Origin of the sequence: Ktedonobacter racemifer DSM 44963 (genome assembly GCF_000178855.1) — a bacterium.
GTDB classification, from domain to species: Bacteria; Chloroflexota; Ktedonobacteria; order Ktedonobacterales; family Ktedonobacteraceae; genus Ktedonobacter; species Ktedonobacter racemifer.
In genome coordinates, this window is sequence record NZ_ADVG01000002.1 from 2,887,536 (window position 1) to 2,907,031 (window position 19,496).

15 protein-coding genes and 1 rRNA gene are annotated in these 19,496 nt (G+C 53.8%); 10 read left to right on the forward strand and 6 right to left on the reverse strand.

Features of this window, described 5'->3' with window-relative positions; translation table 11 throughout:
• Nucleotides 1-118: 118 nt before the first annotated feature.
• Nucleotides 119-2,935 (reverse strand): transglycosylase domain-containing protein, encoded by a 2,817-nt coding sequence (locus tag KRAC_RS28810; RefSeq protein ID WP_007913410.1) that lies wholly within the window; start codon nt 2,933-2,935, stop codon nt 119-121.
• A gap of 471 nt (nt 2,936-3,406) precedes the next feature.
• Here KRAC_RS28810 and rsmA point away from each other — a divergent pair, with 471 nt between their 5' ends.
• Together rsmA and KRAC_RS28820 are read left to right on the forward strand one after the other, a co-directional pair.
• Nucleotides 3,407-4,291, forward strand: coding sequence for a 16S rRNA (adenine(1518)-N(6)/adenine(1519)-N(6))-dimethyltransferase RsmA (rsmA, locus tag KRAC_RS28815; protein WP_007913415.1), 885 nt, complete (start codon nt 3,407-3,409; stop codon nt 4,289-4,291).
• 203 nt (nt 4,292-4,494) lie between these two features.
• The gene (locus KRAC_RS28820; RefSeq protein WP_007913416.1) at nt 4,495-6,738 is read left to right on the forward strand and encodes a tetratricopeptide repeat protein; all 2,244 of its coding nucleotides are present in this window, start codon (nt 4,495-4,497) and stop codon (nt 6,736-6,738) included.
• Between the two features lie 52 nt (nt 6,739-6,790).
• Here the strand turns inward: KRAC_RS28820 and KRAC_RS28825 are convergent, their stop codons facing one another.
• Nucleotides 6,791-7,273, reverse strand: a complete 483-nt coding sequence (locus tag KRAC_RS28825) for a PRC-barrel domain containing protein (RefSeq protein WP_007913417.1) — start codon at nt 7,271-7,273, stop codon at nt 6,791-6,793.
• A 279-nt stretch (nt 7,274-7,552) separates the two neighbouring features.
• On the opposite strand from KRAC_RS28825, the gene KRAC_RS62710 reads away from it, so the two are divergent.
• From KRAC_RS62710 to KRAC_RS28840, 3 genes are all read left to right on the forward strand, one after another.
• Nucleotides 7,553-9,292, forward strand: coding sequence for a serine/threonine protein kinase (locus tag KRAC_RS62710; protein WP_007913418.1), 1,740 nt, complete (start codon nt 7,553-7,555; stop codon nt 9,290-9,292).
• A gap of 198 nt (nt 9,293-9,490) precedes the next feature.
• Nucleotides 9,491-9,607: ribosomal RNA gene (gene rrf / locus KRAC_RS28835) — 5S ribosomal RNA — on the forward strand.
• 102 nt (nt 9,608-9,709) lie between these two features.
• A complete protein-coding gene (locus tag KRAC_RS28840; protein WP_007913419.1) occupies nt 9,710-10,102 on the forward strand; it encodes a MerR family transcriptional regulator in 393 nt (130 codons plus the stop codon).
• 87 nt (nt 10,103-10,189) lie between these two features.
• On the opposite strand, the gene KRAC_RS28845 is transcribed toward KRAC_RS28840, so the two are convergent.
• On the reverse strand, nt 10,190-10,876 hold the full coding sequence (locus KRAC_RS28845; RefSeq protein WP_007913420.1) for a response regulator transcription factor: 687 nt from the start codon (nt 10,874-10,876) through the stop codon (nt 10,190-10,192).
• Between the two features lie 211 nt (nt 10,877-11,087).
• Here KRAC_RS28845 and KRAC_RS28850 point away from each other — a divergent pair, with 211 nt between their 5' ends.
• On the forward strand, nt 11,088-11,306 hold the full coding sequence (locus KRAC_RS28850; RefSeq protein ID WP_007913422.1) for an ATP synthase F0 subunit C: 219 nt from the start codon (nt 11,088-11,090) through the stop codon (nt 11,304-11,306).
• A gap of 216 nt (nt 11,307-11,522) precedes the next feature.
• The gene (locus KRAC_RS28855) at nt 11,523-12,245 is read left to right on the forward strand and encodes a histidine phosphatase family protein (RefSeq protein ID WP_007913425.1); all 723 of its coding nucleotides are present in this window, start codon (nt 11,523-11,525) and stop codon (nt 12,243-12,245) included.
• 86 nt (nt 12,246-12,331) lie between these two features.
• Here the strand turns inward: KRAC_RS28855 and mgtE are convergent, their stop codons facing one another.
• The 3 genes from mgtE to KRAC_RS28870 form a co-directional block, all read right to left on the reverse strand.
• Nucleotides 12,332-14,269: a magnesium transporter gene (gene mgtE / locus KRAC_RS62715; protein ID WP_007913427.1), complete on the reverse strand. Its 1,938-nt coding sequence runs from the start codon at nt 14,267-14,269 to the stop codon at nt 12,332-12,334.
• A gap of 1,010 nt (nt 14,270-15,279) precedes the next feature.
• On the reverse strand, nt 15,280-16,068 hold the full coding sequence (locus KRAC_RS28865) for a dTMP kinase (RefSeq protein ID WP_007913428.1): 789 nt from the start codon (nt 16,066-16,068) through the stop codon (nt 15,280-15,282).
• A 16-nt stretch (nt 16,069-16,084) separates the two neighbouring features.
• The gene (locus tag KRAC_RS28870; protein WP_007913429.1) at nt 16,085-16,867 is read right to left on the reverse strand and encodes a dTMP kinase; all 783 of its coding nucleotides are present in this window, start codon (nt 16,865-16,867) and stop codon (nt 16,085-16,087) included.
• A gap of 464 nt (nt 16,868-17,331) precedes the next feature.
• Here KRAC_RS28870 and KRAC_RS28875 point away from each other — a divergent pair, with 464 nt between their 5' ends.
• The 3 genes from KRAC_RS28875 to KRAC_RS28885 all read left to right on the forward strand — a co-directional run bounded on the left by KRAC_RS28875 (nt 17,332) and on the right by KRAC_RS28885 (nt 19,377).
• Complete coding sequence (locus tag KRAC_RS28875) at nt 17,332-17,991, forward strand: alpha/beta hydrolase (protein WP_007913430.1); 660 nt, start codon at nt 17,332-17,334, stop codon at nt 17,989-17,991.
• Between the two features lie 96 nt (nt 17,992-18,087).
• Nucleotides 18,088-18,561 carry a GNAT family N-acetyltransferase gene (locus KRAC_RS28880; protein ID WP_007913431.1) on the forward strand — a complete coding sequence of 158 codons (474 nt, stop codon included), beginning with the start codon at nt 18,088-18,090 and terminating at the stop codon, nt 18,559-18,561.
• A 120-nt stretch (nt 18,562-18,681) separates the two neighbouring features.
• On the forward strand, nt 18,682-19,377 hold the full coding sequence (locus KRAC_RS28885; protein ID WP_007913432.1) for a glutamine amidotransferase-related protein: 696 nt from the start codon (nt 18,682-18,684) through the stop codon (nt 19,375-19,377).
• Nucleotides 19,378-19,496: the final 119 nt, after the last annotated feature.

Here is a 19,496-nt window from a genome sequence, read left to right on the forward strand (position 1 = left end):
TAGTATCGTTTAATGGCTGAATGCTTCGTCCGTATTCTAGTATTTTACCATCAGCAGGTAAGGGGATAGGAACATTGAATGGACAGGCGCGCCTGTCCATTCAATGTTCCTGTTTTAATTAGGGACCCGGGGTCATGTCGATGATTTGCGGGTTGTTGGTAGGGCTATTCCCGCCTGTACTGCTGGAAGGCGTCGCCTGGCTGCCGTTGGGGCTATTTCCTCCACTAGCGCTCGGGCTGCCGGGCGAGTTCTTCCCGGTATCTCCATCTTTGCCGTCCTTGCTACCGTCTTTATTTGTGTTGCTACTATCCTTACCGTCTTTCAGACATGCCTCTGGTATATCCGCGTTGCTGGTGCTGTCGCCTTCTTCATCATCTTTGGGTTTCGGGCATATCAGGGGTGGAACATAGTAGTTGGCGCCCTGGATGGTTGGCTGCGTTCCATCGATAAACCAGTCGCTTACCGCGCCCTCGCCAGCCGCATATGCCAGGCCGGTGTTGGCGGAGACAGCGCCTCGATGCACATTATCGGGACGAGGGAAGTCGTCTGGCGGAAAGTTATAGCGCTGCGAGGCATACTCCATGACATCGTGCCAGATCGGACCCGCCCCAGTGATACCAATGACATTGTACATCTGCTCATTATCGCTATTGCCCGCCCAGACTCCTACCGTCAGATAGGGCGTATAGCCAATCGTCCAGTTATCGCGGAAGCTATCCGTGGTGCCGGTTTTGGCGGCGGCTGGCCTGCTCAGTTCCAGGGGATTACCCGGATAGAACTCTTTATAGCGGGCGACTCGATCCGAGAGAATGTCATTCATGAGAAAGGCAACGTCGGGGCGCAGCGCGCGAATGCCGCGTGGATGGAAGCTATAAAGCTCGCGTCCCTGGTTACTCTTGACTGAGAGGATCGAGACTGGGGGCATGCGTAGCCCTTGATTGGCAAAGGTCGCATAGGCATCGGTCATATGCAGCAATGAGACCTCTTTTGAACCCAGGGCCATGGAGGGACCCGTCTGTGAGTCAGGCAGGTTCACAACCTCTGAGATGCCCAGGCGCGCCGCCATGTTCTGGACGTTGTGTACGCCTGTAAACATAATCGCGTCGATGGCGGGAATGTTGAAAGAGTTGGCCAGCGCCGTGCGTACCGTCATCGGATAATCGCTATGGAAGTTGCCATCGTAGTTCTGGGGATGGTAGTAATCCGGCGGATCGACCGGGTAGATCGTGCGGTGGTCAGAAACGATCATCGCGGGATACCAGCCCATTTCAAAGGCCGTCGCGTACACAATCGGCTTAAAAGAGGAGCCTGGCTGGCGTGGCGTCGTCGCACCATTGAGCTGGCCGCGCACCTGGGGATAATTCGCCTCGTAGGAGGCGCTCCCGTTCATGGCAAGGATCTCGCCGGTTTTGGGATCCATCACAACGACCGAGGCGTTATTGACGTTTTTATCGCGGCTTAAGACGTTATAGGTTCCCAGTCCACGATCATATGTTGTGGTATAGAGGTTGTTGTAGGTGATCTCTTCAACTTTCTGCTCCAGGTCATAGTCCAGAGTGGTGTAGACGTCAAAGCCTCCATCTCGAAGCTGCTCCGGGCCGCCCAACACCTCCTCAAGCTGGTTGATGACATATTGTACAAAGTGGGGGGCCTTCATCTCCTGGCCAGTGGAATAGGATTGGATATCGCTCTGCTGCGTCTCCTGGCGAGCCTGGCGAGCCTGTTGGGGTGTGATCATCTTCATCGCGACCATGGCGTTGAGGACCACCTGCTGACGCTCAAGCGCAACATCCTTGTTGATGACCGGGTTGTAGTAGGTTGGGCTCTGCGGTAAACCTGCCAGCAGCGAGGCCTGACCCAGCGTAAGGCGCGAGACGGCTGGCTTGCAGTGATTTCCCTGGCAATCTGGCTTGAGACCAAAGTAGTCGCGCGCGGCCGCCTCGACGCCATAGTTGATATTTCCATAGTAGACGGTGTTCAGGTACATCTCCATGATCTTCCACTTGGGATACTGCTGGGTGATCCCGGCGGCGAGAACGGCTTCCTGAAACTTGATGCCTACCGTGCGCTCTTTGCCACTAAAAAACTGATTCTTGATAAGCTGCTGCGTAATGGTACTGCCGCCCTCGCGTACGCCACCGCTGCGAGCATTGGAGAGCAGCGCGCGCCCAATGCCCTGGAGATCTACGCCGCCATTGCTCCAGAAGGTATGATCTTCCGCGGCGACGGTGGCGTTGATGAGCAGGGGCGAGATATCCTGATAGCTGACATAGGTACGGCGTCCCTTCCCAAGCTGTTTATCGTATAGCTCGTAGAGTAGCTTCCCATGCCGATCATAAATATGCGTGTTCTGGAAAAGCGAATGCTGCGCGATACCATTGATCGCCGAGAGCTGCATCTGATAGTAGCCATATGCTATACCGGTCCCGCCAAATGTGAAGAGGAGGGCAACGAGGAAGAGCAGGGAGCCACCCATAAGCAGGCGTGCCACCATATCTGGCCTGGACTGCTTCAGGCGTACCCGCTTTTTGCGTAGCACACGGGTGTGCCTCTGGCGTTGCGATGCGTCTGGCAATGGCTGAGAAAGAGGCCTGGACCCACTACTGGCGTACGCGGCTACAGGGGGTGGCACTGCTGGTTGTATGCCTCCTCGTATGCTTCCTGGCTGGACAAACTGGCTGGTGCGATTGAGAGGCACAGGGGGCTTTACTATTGGTGCGGGAGCTGTGGAGGCATTGGGATGGGGAATGCCTGTTTGCCCCAGGCTTTGTTGATAAGTAGGCTGACGCGCGAGAGGAGGGCGAGGAAGTGTTGGCTGCTCGCCATAGGCCTCCGCGTGTTCGTTCTCCTGTTGCCATGCCGGGCGTTCCTGTGGAGAGGAGCGTGAAGGAAAGGAATCGGAGCTAGAATTCGTTTGAGAATGATTGGTTGGCATAAAGTTATATATCCTTCCTGCTTTAAGATCTTTTTATTATTTCTTCGCAAGCGGCCCCAGCTCTGTCCACATGCTTTATCTGAATTTTTCTGACTTATATGCACAATTCGCTCACTATTCATATTATGAAACGAACGAAAGCGCAATCAGGAGTATTTGCGTAGAAATTCGGGGATATTGGTACTTCTATTTGTAGATGCGTATGTATATATGTGGATATTGAGCAGAAAAGAAACCAGCGTGCTAGCTGAAAATCACTTATCTCGTGCGTATATTGCAACTCAAGAGGTGGTCTGACGTAGAAAATGTGAGAGTACCTCAGCCTGAGTGCAGGATAGCCCCGATAGTATATAATGGTGGTGCAAAGAAAAGGTCTGCTAGTGACTGACAATACCTGTACAAAAATCAGGCATACGTGGTAAGAACGGACGAAAGAAAGCATTGGTAAAAGAGAGAGAGCTACACCAGCCCATGGCGGTGCCAAATATAAATTATGACGCCATCGACTTGACGAATATGCGGGACCTGAGAAATCTTCTCTACGCGCATGGGATGCGTCCAAATAAGGCATTTGGACAAAATTTTCTGATTGACCGGAGCGTGTTGCAGCAGATTGTCGAGGCGGCTGAGATTAACGCGAATGAAGAAGTGTTGGAGGTAGGATCTGGAACGGGCGTCCTGACGCGCGAGCTTGCGCAGGAGGCTCGGCGCGTCGTAGCGGTTGAGCTAGAGCGTGATATGCTCACCCTGCTAGAGAAGACGGTAGGAGATAGGCCCAATGTTGAACTGGTGGAGCGTAACCTGCTCTTTATCAATCCCCAGGACCATTTTGAGCACAGACCCTACAAACTGGTGGCGAACTTGCCTTATTATATTACAGCGCCCACCTTTCGGCACTTTCTGGAGAGCCAGAACCCACCCAGACTACTCGTCGTCATGGTCCAGCTGGAGGTGGCACAGCGTATTGTCGCAGCCCCTGGCGACTTAAGCGTCCTGGGGGTCAGTATCCAGTTTTATGGGAAGCCACGTATTGTAAGTAAGGTGCCAGCCCAGGCCTTTTATCCTGCGCCCAAAGTTGACTCGGCCATCCTGCGCATTGACGTCAATGACGAGACGCTCCTGACGCTGGAGGAGCGTGACCGCTTCTTCCGCGTGGTCCAGGCGGGTTTCGCGGAGAAACGCAAACAGCTTCACAATTCGCTGACGCATGCCTTACACTATAAAAATGAGGTAGTGCGTGCCTGCCTCAGCCAGGCAGGTATCGAAGCCAACAGGCGCGCAGAGATGCTCAGCATTGAAGAGTGGATGCAACTCTGGCGCGCCTTCGAGGCCCTGCGCACCACCCCTGCCGAGTAACTCTGGCATGATGGTGGTGTACACAGTAAAAAGCAGGGGTGCAGGGGACGGCAATGGGAGGTGCAGGAGGGTCTCCCTCCTGCCGGGGAATGGGGTGTCCCCATAAAAATCCCCCCTCCTCAATTTCTGGAGACACCAGAAATAAAATTATTGAGAACATTTAGCGTGTAGCCTATTCTGAAAATGAAGAAGTAGCGAGATTTATGTCGACACTGGAGCAGTTCTGCGAGAACTGTGGGGCGGCGAACACGGCGACGGCGCGCTTCTGTCAATATTGCGCCACCGCGCTACCATTTCGACACACCACAGGAGCTTTACCCGAACAAACCCTACTCGATGGCCGTTATCAGCTTGAAGCGCTGATTGGTCAGGGAGGAATGGGCGCGGTCTATAAAGCATTAGATACGCGCTTTAATAACCGTCCAATCGCGATTAAAGAGATGAGTAAAGCGGGACTCTCCTCGACGACTGCTCAAGAGGCGGAAGACGCCTTTGAGCGCGAGGCTCTTCTCCTGGCGGACCTGCTGCATCCCAACCTACCGCGCATCTATGACCATTTTAGCGAGAATGAGCGCTCCTACCTGGTTATGGACTTTATCGAGGGCCGCACAGTCGAGGACTATTTGGAGCAGGCGGGAGGTAAGCCGCTGCCACTCGACCAGGTGTTGGATTGGGGCAAACAGCTCTGTGATGTATTGAACTATCTTCACTGCCATCAACCACCCATCATCTTTCGTGATTTAAAGCCATCCAATGTGATGGTTAATGGCAATCACATCTACTTGATTGACTTCGGTATCGCGCGCGTCTTTAAACCCGGTCAATCGCATGATACCGTTGCGCTTGGTTCGCCGGGCTTCGCCGCCCCTGAGCAGTATGGGAAGGCACAAAGCACGCCACGCTCCGATATCTATAGCCTGGGAGCCTTAATGCACTGCCTGCTGACAGGCGTTGATCCCAGCGAGCAACCTTTCTTCTTCCGCCCGGCATCGCAGCTCAATCCCATGGTTCCCCACGAACTTGAGGCTTTGTTAATACGCATGCTCGATATGAGCGCGGAGAAGCGCCCGGCGAGCGCGCAAGAGGTATTGGATGTCTTGCGCCATGTAGATCAACAGCGCATCAGCGGCACCTTGAGCCAACCCATTGCGTCTATGTCGGGGCCAACCTCCACACCGTATGCCTCAGGATTCGCGTCCACAATGACGGCCTCCTCGCCTGAGACGAGCCAGCTCTTACAGGATGCCTATACCTTCTATGCACAGCGGCGTGTCCCTGAGGCTCTCAAGCTCTATGACCAGGTAATCAGAACGGACTCGCTCAATGCCCAGGCCTGGCAGGGGCGTGGCTTGACGCAGGCCTTAAATGGTCAGCACCGCGAGGCGTTGCAGTCATTTACGCGTGCACTCCAGCTTGATCCCGATCTGGTAACCTCCTTAAATGGGAAGGGGGTCGCGCTCAATCGTCTGCGCCAGAACCGCGATGCCTTGCAGTCGTTTGACCGTGCCATCCTGCTTGAACCTGGTAATGCCGTTGCCTGGAATGGGAAGGGCGCGGCCCTGAGCGCGCTTGGTCTCCCCGAGCAGGCTCTCAATGCCTTTGATACCGCCCTGAGCTTTGATCCCAGGATGGCTCTGGCCTGGAGCAATAAGAGCCTGATCCTGCGCCAGATGCGCAAGTATGAAGAGGCTCTGCAAGCGTCAGAACAGGCTCTGAGCTATGAGCCTAATTCCGCGCTCAACTGGAACAGCAAGGGATTGATTCTGCTCGAAATGGGGCGCTTACGCGAAGCCTACCAGGCCTATCAAGAGGCGCTCAAGCGCGATTCACGCTTTGCGCCTGCGCTCTATGGCATGGGCAATGTGCTCTATGCGCAGCAGAAGTTTAAAAGCGCGCTTGACAACTATGACCGGGCGCTCCAGTTTGATCCAAACTATGTGAAGGTCTGGGAGAGAAGGGGCCAGCTCCTGCAAGAGCTGGGCAACTATCGCCGCTCGCTGGAATCCTTTGAGCGCGCGACGCAGATTGATCCCAGCTTTGCCCCCGCCTGGCTCGGAAAGGCGACCGTCTTGAGTCGTATGGAGCGCTATGACATGGCGTTGAATGCATATGAAGAAGCCCTGCGCCGCAATCCCAGCCTGCCCGCAGCCCTCAATGGCAAAGGGAATGCCCTCTATCGCCTCGGGAACTATAGCGCGGCCCTGAGCGCCTACGATAACGCGCTCAAGGTTAATCCACGTATGGTCTCCGCGCTACATAACAAATCCCTGATCCTCAAGCTGTTGGGCCGGTATAACGAGGCTCTGGCAGCGGCCGAGTCGGCCATTCGCCTCGCGCCCAATGACCCCGATAATTGGCTGCGCAAGGCAGAGGCTCTGCGCAAGCTCTACCGCAAGAGGGACGCCCGCGCCGCCGAGGCCGAAGCCGAGCGCCTGCGAGGGGTATAAAAAGAAGGAGGGAGAGGAATGGCCATTCCTCTCCCTCCCCCTTTTCTGAAGGTTACTTTAGCTTACGCGCGATATGATTCTCGACCACCACCTTTTCATTGGTGAAGGACAAGATGCTATCGGCGGAGATGCCCCTGGCTTTGTGTCCATTAGTAGAGATACCCAAAGCATTCAAGCGCATCGCGTTGAGAGGATACAGGGCGATGCTGATCTCGCTCACCTCGCCCAGGGCCTCGTCCTTCTCGCTGACAACGGGCATGCCGATCAGATCTTGGCTCTGTGGCAGCGGGGGAAGTGCCTTTATAAGCATGTTCTCGTTATCGATAGTCACTCTGTCAACTTCAATGGCCTTGATGCCGCGCACTGGCAGCGCAAAATCGCCATTGACGCGTGTATGGACGCGCAGGGCATAGATAGAGTTTGATCCCTCTTTAAAGAAAAAGTCCACGACGGTCCCGAGAGACTTTCCCAGCTTGGGTACATAGACCGGAAGGCCCAGTAACTCAGACCATTTTCTGCTACTCGTAGTCTCCATGTGTATTGGGTACTCCTTGATAGGATTGATCAATATAATTAGGCAGCTAGCGCGAGAGGTTTTCGTCTCGTGTTCTGACCTATTATACACTTTGTCGCCCCGCTTGGTAATTCTCTTTATCCACTGTGAGATACCTCATAGGGAATTGTGTGAAATTGCTTTATCATGTATTTGACTTTATAATGGACATTGGCTGGAGGTATATGCAAATATGGCTCCATTGCTTTTTGCAAGCGGAATTTTCATTGTTCGTTTGGAAGAATGATAAAGGTGGGTGCGATGAAGGAGAACGAAAGCGCTTTTTTAGGCAAAACAGTAGGTAATTGCACCATCGAAAAGGTCATTGGGCGGGGTGGCATGAGTACCGTGTACCTGGCGCAACAGCAACGGCCCGCGAGATTGGTAGCGATTAAAATCTTGCGCTCGGAGGCTGAGGGGGAGGAGACCGCGGACTTTCTGGCGAGATTCCAGCGCGAAGCGGATATCATTGCCCGGCTTGAGCATGTACATATTATCCCTATTTATGCATATGGTGAAGGAGAAGGCTATGCTTACCTGGTGATGCCGTATGTGAGTGGCGGCAGCTTAAGCGGTCTGTTGGGAAGGCAGGGAAAGCTGGAAATGCACCAGGCGCTGGGCTTTATGATGCAGGCCGCCTCAGCCCTGGACTACGCCCATCAGCAGCATGTCATTCACCGCGATCTCAAGCCAAGCAACTTCTTACTCTATCCTGATGGCAGGCTCTTGCTCGCCGACTTTGGCATCGCGCGCCTGGTAGACGACAGGGCAGAAGATGAGCATAACGCAACCCTGACCTCGCAGGGAACCATTCTGGGAACGCCAGCCTATATGGCGCCAGAGCTGTTGCGCGGCGAGGAGATTGATGCGCGTGTCGATATCTACGCGCTAGGCGTGATTTTTTACCAGATGCTTAGCGGGTCCGTGCCTTTTAAAGGAGATAACCATTACGCGGTCGTTGATAAGCACCTGTATGAACCCTTCCCCGCGCTCTATGGCGTCAATCCCGAGGTCCCGCTGGCGGTGGATGCTGTATTGGCCAGGGCAACTGCTAAGAGCCGCGAGGAGCGCTATGAGACGGCTGGAGCTTTCGTCAAAGCGTTACAAGATGCGATCTATACCTCTGAGGCGGTAACGGAGATGAAGGCCGTGGTAAGCGGTGTACTGCCAACGCTGCCCGCAAGCTTTGCCGGAATTGAGCTGGTGCAGCGCTCCGCTCCCTACGCCATGCCTGCCCCTGCCGGTTATCTCCAGACGCCTCAGCAGCCTTATCCACCCCCTCAGAGCGTCACTGCCCAACCACCCTATCCAACGCCTGCGAATCAGGCCTACTGGCAGGCGACTCCTCAGGATGGTATGCCTGTGCAGGGAAGCTGGCCCCAGCAGCCTATCTATCCGCAACAGAAGCAAGAGCGTGCCTGGCCACTGGTTCTGAAGGCTCTACCGAGCCTCGCCCTGCTGGCCGCTATTATCTTTATCAGCTTGCAGGTCATGGGTGCCTTCGCGCAAAAATCCCAGGGCAACACGGGGCAATCGGGGAATCAACAGCAGGGAAATGTCCTGGTCGCTACCACCACACCAGCCAGCCAGGCGACTACAGTCCCTACGGCCGCGCCCACGGATACACCTACATCGACACCAACTCCAACGCCGATTCCTACACAGACCCCAGTACAGAAAGCGCATGTCGTTGTACAGTCGTACTATGACCAGTTGAATCAGCGCGATTATCAAGGCGCTTATAATCAATTGTCGCCCAATTTTCAAAACAGTTTATCTTATGATCGCTTCTCCAGCGGCTACTCTAAGGTGCATCACCAGGACATCACCTTCCTGAGCGAGACACCAAATGGTGATGGGACCGTGACGGAAGCCGTTCACCTAGTGGTTCAAGAGGAGAATGATCAGGGTGTTGTCCAGACGCATGAGCAAAACTGGACGGGGATCATTATCCAGCAGAGCGATGGAAGCTGGAAGATCGATAGCGCAAAATTTAGCTAATCAGTAGTTGATGAAGTGGTGCCCTGGCAGCCAAGGGCACCACTTCATCAACTACTGATTAGCGCTGGTTGAGCGCCGCAGGCGCGAAAGCCAACGAATTTGATGACTTTTGAAAAGTCGCAAAAAAAGAGTTGACAAATCGCGAAGAGGATGGTATTATGCACCATGTCAATCGGAACCGCTTGTATGCGCAGGCGAACCGGTGGTTATTGCGAAGAGGGTACACCCGTTCCCATCCCGAACACGGCAGTTAAGCTCTTCAGCTCCAACGATACTTTGGGGGCAGCCCCACGGGAAAATAGGACACCGCCGTTTCGCCCGCTCACACAAGCGGTCTTTTTTATTATCAATCTGGACACCGCCGTTTCACCTGCTCGCATGAGCGGTTCTTTGTTTATATCAAACACGAGTAGACGCATGGAAGAACTCAGTATTGGTGAAGTCGCCCGGCGCACCGGCCTGCGCACCTCGGCGATTCGTTACTATGAAAGCATTAACCTTCTGCCGCCGCCGCGCAGGGTGAGCGGTCAGAGGCGTTATGCGCCAGAGACGGTGCAAACGCTGGAGTTCGTGCAAACCGCCAGGCGTATTGGCTTCTCTCTTACAGAAATTCAATCTCTATTAGAGAAGCGACAGGGCGAAGTTCCCCTTGGAGCGCACTGGCAGGGTCTGGTGCAGCATAAACTCATCGAGGTACAAAACGTTATCAATCAAGCCCAGACCATGCAGCACCTGCTGGTGCAGGGCGGCGGATGCAGCTGTACCACCCTCGAAGAATGCATCGACTGTGTACTGGCAAACTGCCAATAAGAAATATGCGTAGGGATGGCTCTGCTGAAAAATTGGGAAACGCACCAAGCCCGCTAAGCCTTCTCGCGTGATAGTTTCCTATCTTTGTTAGTAAGCTGCCTCTGACAGAAGTCCCCGCTTCATGGCGACGGCGACGGCTGATGCGCGTGAGTCAACCTGCAATTTAAAGTAGATGTTTGCCAGGTGTGTCTTGACGGTTGGCTCACTGATACTCAGATAGGTAGCAATCTCCTTGTTACGCTGGCCACGTGCGACACAGGTCAGTACTTCTAGCTCGCGCTCCGTTAGATCCACCCGCTGCGCCTGTGCAGACGATCTCTCCTCTACAGGTGTCGCCCCTTCTATTCGCTCAAGCAAACTCCGCACCAGGGCGTGCTGGAGGAGTGTCTCCTTGTGGACGCTCGCGGTCAGGGCCTGGTGGAGGGTCGTGCGGCTGGCATGTAGCGGCAGGCACGTCACCATGCCCGTTTGCAGACAGGCCAGGAGAAACTCTGGGTCATCGGCATGCATGGCGAGTCCCACAATCGCCAGGGCTGGCCACTCGCCGTGAATCATGCTGAGGGCTTTGAGCGTCGCGCCCTGGTGAATATACGTATCAATGAGCAGAACCTGGGGTTGGAGTTCGCCTACAAGGCGTATCGTCTCAGGGAGCGATGTGGCGATGGCAAGTAGTTGAATATCCGGGCTACCGGCAAGCATAGCGCGCAGGCCTTCGCAGACAATCGGGTGTGCGCTGGCGATGAGCAGGCGCAATGGTTTGGAGGCGTCGTTCATCGTTCTTCCTCTGATGTGTATTTAGCTTTATTACTTCTTTTGCATAGAATAGCAAAAAATATGGTATGGAAACCAGGATAGATGGATGAGATCCGTTTGGCTGAGAAGTAATCATCCATTCGTACGATGTTGCCTGTCCGGTGAAGCCGCTACAATTGGAGTGTAAAGAGAAAAGAGAAACATATAACCCACCTATAAGGAGGTAGGAGACATGATGTGGCAAGCAATAGCCGCCGCCCTGGCGATTGGCCTGGGAGCAATTGGCGCGGGTATCGCCATGGGTTTAGCTAATGGGCGCGCTTATGAGGCGTTAGGGCGCAACCCTGAGTCGGGAAGCATCGTCCGCACAAACTTCATTCTGGGCCTGGTTTTTTCTGAAACGATTGTCATCTACGCCCTGGTCATGGGCCTGTTGATCCTCCTGCGCTAGGGATAAGATATCTAAAAAGATGATGGTGTGGGCGTCGATTGCGCAGCAATCGACGCCCACACCATCATCTTTTTAGCGCCGTAGCGCGAAGAAAGCAGGCAGGATAAAGAGTGCATATGCTACAATGTCAATATAATCAATATTGTAGCTATGGTGTAGGCCCAGGGGATAGTTCTCAGCGAAGCTGTGCTAAAGAAAGAGGAGAAAACTTCTTTTATGACCACCCAACTCTATCTGATTCGTCATGGTGAAGCCACAAGCCAGGTACACCAGTTTATTCGCGATGATGGACTTACCAAATTAGGCGTCAGGCAGGCCGAGCGCCTGCGCGATAGATTGATTGCTACACGCGAGATTCAGGCAGACGTTGTGATTGCCAGTACCCTGCCACGAGCCAGGCAGACCGCCGAGATTATCGCCCCGGCCTTTGAGCTACCAATTATCTTTGATGATGAGGTGCAGGAACTGCGAGAAGGCGAAGCCTATGGCCTGACCTATGATGAATATCACGAGCGCTATGGCCCTGGTCCGGACTTTTTGCACCAGCCATTTAAGCCGGTTGCGCCGGGTGGCGAGAGTTGGCCCTCCTTCTCCTTGCGCGTCGCCGCAGCTTTAGAGCGCATTACTCAGGAGCATGCTGGCAAGAGTATTGTCATTGTCTGTCATGGCGGTGTGATCGATAACTCTTTCGCCTACTTTTTTCGCTATAGCACCTTTGCCATGCCCCCCGCTCATTTCTTTACCCAGAATACGTCCATTACGCAGTGGCGGGAGGATGAGCGTAAAGGAACCAGTTTCTGGCGCTTGATACGCTATAACGATAACATGCATGTGCGTGGCCTGGAGACGGATACGCTCATTCCGTGGGAGCAGCTTCCCTTGCCAAAGCGAAAGCGCTACCAGGTCGACCAGCCTGACGAACCTGCCAGCGAACAATAAAAAATAAGAGGTACAGGATGTTAGGAAGGACATGCCGCAGGCATATCCTTCCTAACATCCTGTACCTCTTATAAAAAGGGAAAGAGCTATAGCGCGACGCGCTCGATCAGCATAATGGTCACGCTCAGGAAGACCCCCAGGCTAATCACGGAGATCACAGGATCAAGTAGAGGCGCTGTGATTAAACTGCCACGCAGGCGCAGGCGCTGCAAGAGATTGGGCAGGCCCAGGCCGCAGAAGTAGGCGATCAACTGTGTAAAGCCAAAGCCCAGCGCCGCTACCAGGCTTAAGGCAGCGGTATGGAAGAGCACGAAGGCCGCGATCCCAGCCAGGATGCTCACGACAATGCCGCTAAAGGTGCCGATCAGCAGTTCGCGCAGAATCGTTTTCCACAGGTCGCGACCGCGTGTACTGCGCAGGTTCCAGCCAGCGATGCCCAGGGCCTGTGAGCCGGCACTCCCGCTTGTGAGCAGCAGCATCGGAACCAGGCAGAAGAGACCTCCAAGCGCCAGTGAGAGCCGATTATCGCTCACACTTCCTACGAGGCTAACAAGCGCGGTGGTATGTGCGAGCAGGGGGGCGAAGGCCTGAGCCAGGACCAGGGCCAGAACAAAGCCCGCGATCACGTTGGCGATGGGCCAGATCGTGCGTCGCGCGGCGGTTGCCCAGGAGAACTTCTCCTCTTCTTCAGACTCCTCCACATCCGCGCCCACGATATCGGAGAGATCTTCAGCTTGCTCCTCGTGGATAACGTCGATGACGTCGTCGACCGTGACCAGCCCCACAAGGTGATCTTCCTCATCAACGACGGGCACGCCGAGCAGGTCGTACTTGGCGATGATCCGCGCCACCTCTTCCTGGTCAGTATTCACACGCACTTTGATGACGTCGGGGTCCTTCAGATCGGCGATGCGTGTCGTGGGTTCGGCGACAACCAGTTGCCGCAGCGAGACCACGCCCTTTAGATGGTGCTGCTCATCAATGACATAGAGATAGTAAACCATCTCCAGGTGCTCTGAGTGCTGGCGCAGGTAGGTCAGTGCATCCTCGACCGTCGATGTCTCGGAGAGCGCCAGATACTCAGGCGTCATAATACCACCTGCCGTCTCGGCGTCATAGCGCAGGAGATCGCGAATGGGGCGCGACTCCTCAGTAGGCATGAGGTTGAGCAGGTGCTCGGCCTCAGCCGGAGCCATCTCGGCCAGGATATCGGCGGCATCATCGGGCGCGAGGCGCTCCAGGAGATCCGAGGCACGCTCGGGATCCAGCTCGCTGATCAGCTCGCTCTGCAAGGGATACTCGACCTCGTTGAGGGTATCGGCGGCGGTCTCCATATCCAGGCGCTCCAGCATGGCTCCGGCCTCTTCAACATCGAGCTGCTCCAGGATATCGGCGATATCGGCGGGATGGAGATCGATCAGTTTGTTATGACTTACGTTGAGTTGGAGCTTGGGGATAACGCCAACCGCCCCCACGGTTGCAGCAGTGGTACCTGCCAGGGCGAGCTGACCGGTGTGTGCGCCCACCACCTGAATGGGTTCAACATAATTCCAGGTAATGGTTCGCTCTGGCAACTGCAATGGAACGACGCGCCCGATGCGGTCAATCGTGGCTTGCAAGCCAAGGCGACGCAGCAGGCCACTCAGGCTAATATCCACACCAACCAGGCGCGCGGTGCGTTTAATCTGAGCCAGTTTAAGATCATTGACTTTAACAACGCGGAAACCCTGAGTATCTACAATCTGCTTATCAAGAATATCTCTTTTTAATAAAAGCTCTTCAGTATGCGGGATATAAGGTGTAATACCATCTTTATTAACATTTAAGCGTACTTCTGGCCCCTCTACAGTGACTACCTGGGACCAGGGAATCATCATTTCTCCGTTGCCGCTACGATGGACGACGAGCGCGGTCACCACGGGAAAGGTCTCATCAAGGGAGACGCAGACATCGCGCACGCTACCCACGCGGCGATGGTCGTTATCGACAATGCTCCGGCGGAGCAGATCGCTCAAGAAAATCATGAAATCACCGCCTTTTTCAAGACTCAGTAGTGCGTATCCACTTATCCACATTCTGTGCACAAATGTGTATAAGTAGTTTGAATGTCCTTTGCAGTTGCTCGTTTGCGGTGGTAGATGCCCTGTCACAGGAGCAAGGCGCACAGCGTTCCTAGTTCTCCTGTAGGCAGGAGGGTCACTGGAGACTGTGTTTAGTGTTCTTCGGATAGCAAAGCCGAGCACAGGTTGGTCTGTCGGGAGCGATATGAGCCTGCCTGTCGCGCGAACAGGTAGGATTAGCGATGCCTCTTTTGTAAGAGAACATCGTCAGAGACACGCTCATGGACAGAGCAGAAAAGCCATAAGGGGATGCTGCTGAACAGCATAAGGACTTGCTGGCAAAGGCGGGATCGTCCTTACTCGACATCTCTCGGGTCTGACTATAATGCTATATCATAGGGGGAAACTGGTGGATGTCAGCTTATCGAGTAAGGGTATGGTGGTTATAGGTCAGACAAGCGAGGTATTGGAAAGTGAGCCATCGCAACCACACCTGGCTACTCGATGAGGAGTAGAACTCTCCCATTGGCAGGCACAAACAGGCCTGCCACTAGTACTGTGACTAGAACTAGGGCCAGCGTCCATATCCCTCACCTCCTTTGCCCAGGCAATCAGGCGTATCTACTCCGGGGCACCAGCAGTGGCGCGAAATCGGTAACGAAGCGGAGCAATCGCGTTGATTGTGGGTGTACGAAAAAATTTTTGGAAATTGTGAGATTTTTCTCTCTTCACTGAGTATAACATGTCCTCAAAGAGGTGACAAGTTACTTAGTGTACATAGTACATATGTGCATGTTGCACAATATGCACATAACAAGAAGCATCATGTTGATTCGATATGACTTAGAATGTGTTATACATCTTCTTGCACACGGGAGAAGGGTGCACAGGGTTTCACTGTCTGGTTGTAATAAGCAGGTTAATAAGATCTTCTGGCGCGCCATTGCGCGTAGCCTCTGGTTGAGCGCCTGATTTTATCCCTGTGGCAGGAGAGGATAGATCGCGCTTTTGAGTTGGGCGCAAATAGCTTCTACTGGTTGTTTGGCGTCGATGACCTGGAACTCATAGGGCTTGACCATGTGCTCGAACTGGGTAAGGAGCCGGGCCTGGTAGGTTATAAAGCTCTCATAGAGATCAGGACCCAGGCGCATATCCATCCCCGATTCCCAGTAATTGAAACCGCCACGCTGGAGCACGCGTGGAATCAGATCATCAATACCAATATTAAGATAGAAAATGGCATTGGGCTTGAGGGCCAGGCTGTAAATAGAGCGCAGCCAATGGGGATTGGCACCACGTACCATAGCCCGAGCCATCAGAGTATAGATATACCGGTCAATCAGAACGATAAAGCCGGCTCGTAGCGCGGGGAGAACCAGGCTCTCCAGGCGATCCACGAAATCGGTGGCGTAGAAGAGATGCATGGTGATCGGCCCAAGAGTATGCCCGGCCTTGGCCTGCTTAATGCCATCACCTGCGAGCACCGAGCGCGTGAACTCGGTGTCTGCTACTGCATAGCCCAGACTCTCCAGCCAGGGGCGTAAGAGCCGAAGCTGTGTTGTGCGACCTACACCATCGGTACCTTCAATAACGATCAAGCGTCCTGGCAAAATTTCTTCACCAACCTGGATGCCCAGGGTATCAATACCATAACAATCAGGGCGGGTCATAAGTATGCGTTCCTCCTTAAACAGATCCACCAGCGTGGTTGAAGCCGAAATCCCTTTCGTGTCGTGGCTAAGTGGCTCAGTGACGACACTCATGGATAGAAATGACTCCTTACTTGACAATAACCTCGGAACGTTCAGCAGAATATAAAGGCTCCTTCCAGGATGGCTGGTTAGGCATCGCTGACTCTAACGCGGCTGACTCTAAAGGAGGTAGAGGCATACTGATACGTCGCACGCCCTCCAGATGTGGAAGGACGAGCTCGCGCATATGTCGCTGCTGTTCTTGAATGGAGAGCGTGGCATCCATCACAGTGAGTTCGAACTCCTCGACTATTGCCTCATATTCCTGGACCACGCGATGCTGAAAGAGCTTGAAGCTCTCATAGGGATCGGTGCTGAGTCCAAGATCCATACCCGCCTCATAGTACTTCAGTTGTGGTCTCCCATTCATAATCCGGCGTAATGAGAGCGAGAGGGGTACGCGGTAGTAAAATGCCAGAGTAGGTTGTACCGCGAAGCGATAGAGTTCCCGTACCCAGGTGCGGTTTACTCCACGAGCCGCGTCGCGCGCAAAGGCCGTGTAAATATAGCGGTCCGCAAGCACAATCGCGCCAGCCTTCAGTGGCGGGATAATGTCATGTTCGGTGCGATCCGCAAAATCCGTGGCATGAATCAAGCTAAACGTGGTTGGCGTGAGAATCTGCTTCTTCTTACCGCGCGAGGTCGTTTGTTTAACGAGCGGCGAGGAGTTCCACTCGCTAAAGAAGACGCTATACCCCTGGCTGATCAGCCACTGGCGGAGTAGCGCGATCTGGGTGCTCTTACCGGAGCCATCGATTCCCTCAACAATGAAGAGCTTACCAGGAAACTGGTGTGACCCATAGGTTTCCATATAAAATCCTTTTTGCTTAACAAGACATAGATATCGATCATATGCGATGACGTATCCCTTGAGATTAGTGCCGCGAACAGAGAAGCCGACCTTTTATACACGCCTGTATGTTGGTTTGTTGTGTATGTATAAGCACGTATACAAAGGCATTATAGACACAAAATGAGAAAGATATATCTGTCAACATCGATGCATGATAAGAAACGTCTAAGCCAGGAGTGCGGTAGAAATAGTATACCATGTATAGCAGGAGGTATGGGTGTATGGCGCGGGCGCGAAAAGTCGAAGCTCTGGTGAGGAGAAAACTTTTGTGGTACGATGCAGTGCAGTAAAACATGTTGAAGAGCAATAGAGTAACGCATTGCCCTGTGACGAAACGTATTCCTACATAATAGACAGTGTCTATGCAGCTGATAAGCCAGAAAAGATGAAGCGATATACGTAGCCCTAAAAGGATAATGTCTATGGTAAACCAGATTTTGCATATCAATATACAGACGCCCGGTGGGCATCTTGAAAGCATACTCAAGCCCGTAGATGATGGCCAGAAGCCAGCTTATGTCGGTATTGTCTGCCATCCTCATCCTCTATTTGGCGGCACGATGCATAATAAAGTCGTTTTCAAAGTAGCGCAAGTCATGCAGGCCAACGACATCCCTTCGCTCCGTTTCAATTTCCGTGGCGTTGGCCATAGCAGTGGGACATATGACGAGGGGCGCGGCGAGATGGATGATGTGCGCTATGCTCTCGATTTTATGAGCCGCAAGTATCCTGGCGTGCCAGTGATCCTGGCCGGTTTCTCGTTTGGTGCATTTGTTGGACTCAAGGTCGCGGCCATTGACGACCGCGTCCAGGCCATGATGGGCCTGGGCGTGCCCGTGCGCTGGTTCGGCGCTACCAATCCCCTGGCCGGTTGTCACAAACCCAAGCTGTTTATCCATGGGACCAGGGATGATCAGGCGCCTTATGAGGCCGCGATGCAGTGGTTTGAGCAGGTGCCAGCCCCCAAACGCATCGTCACTGTGCAGGACGCCGACCACTTCTTCCAGGGCAGGTTAGACGAGGTGCAGGCCATCATCGCAAATTTTGTCACTACCTTGCCCCAGCCCTCGCATAGCCTATAAACTATCGCTGGGAGAGTATGGACCCTGTCAGCCTCTGGTTGCCAGGGTCCATACTCTCCCAGCGATTTTAATTTATTTTCAAGGAAGTACATTATCATGACACAGAACCAGACCGTATTTGAAGTGCATACCGTTGCCGTGGAAGACACATATGTGTTGCGTCAGAGTGTCCTGCGTCCCATGCAATCCCTGGCCGAGTGCGCCTATCCCGAAGATCACGAGCCGGAGACGCTGCATGCAGGCTGTTATCTCGATGGTCAGCTAGTAGGCGTGGGAACGATTTTCCGCGAGAAGCGGGAGGGCAGTGAGGCTCCGAGCGGCTGGCGTGTGCGCGGAATGGCGGTAAGTCCAGAAGCGCGGGGGTCCGGCTGTGGCGGCTCCGTTCTAGAGGTACTGCTCGCGCACGCTGAGAAGCATAGCCCTCAGGAAGAAACATTCGAGGTCTGGTGTAATGGCCGCGTGAATGTAGAAGGCTTCTACCAGCGCTATGGCTTCCAGCGCTATGGCGATATCTTCGACGTTCCTCCCATTGGTCTACACGTCGTGATGGTCAGGCATACCCAGCTTTAAGCTCCACAAATATATATGTAAAAGCTGCACAAAATAGAAAATTTAGCATACAATAAGAATCGTGGGAAAGATGCCATGAATATATCGGATTGATAGGTGAGCGTAGGAGAGGCAGAGAGCATGGAAGATATTGTGCGTATCGCGCTGATAGGTGATTACCGGGACGACATGATTGCGCACCAGGTGATTCCCCAGGCCCTGGAGCGGGCGGCGCGCCCGTTGTCACTATGCCTTGAAATACGCTGGCTGGCGACCTCGCAGGTACAGCATATGCGTTGGGAGGACCTGGCTAAATTCGATGGACTCTGGTGTGTTCCTGGCACAGCCTATGCGCAGCCTGAGGGAGTGTTGCGCGCGATTCGCCTGGCGCGAGAGCGCTGGCTCCCCTTTCTAGGCACCTGCCTGGGTTTCCACTACACACTCATCGAGTATGCCCGTCATGTCCTGAGCCTTCCCGAAGCAGATCACGCCGCTATCAAGCCTGATGCGGGCTTGCCCCTGATCGCTCCGCTCGTGCGCTCGCATACGGATGAGCGTATTCTATTTCAGCCTGGTTCATCTATCAGTCGGATATATGGGGCATACGAAACCATTGAGCAGTATGGGAATTATGATTTTGGCCTGGACCCTCGTTGTCGCGACCTACTTACCTATGATGATTTAGCCATCTGTGGGCTGGATAGAAGTGGTGCGGCGCAGGCTGTAGAGCTTCATGGGCATCCCTTCTTCTTTGCCACCCAGTATCAGCCAGAACTCCATGAAGTTCGCAACGAGATGCACCCCTTAATCAAGGCCTTTTTGCGTGCCGCAGCATAGTATGGTGGATAACTTGTGGATAACTTGTGGATAACTAAATGGTAGGTTCAGCAACGGTGGATGGGCCAGGCATGCCTGGCCCATCCACCGTTGCTGAACCTACCATTTTTACGAAAATA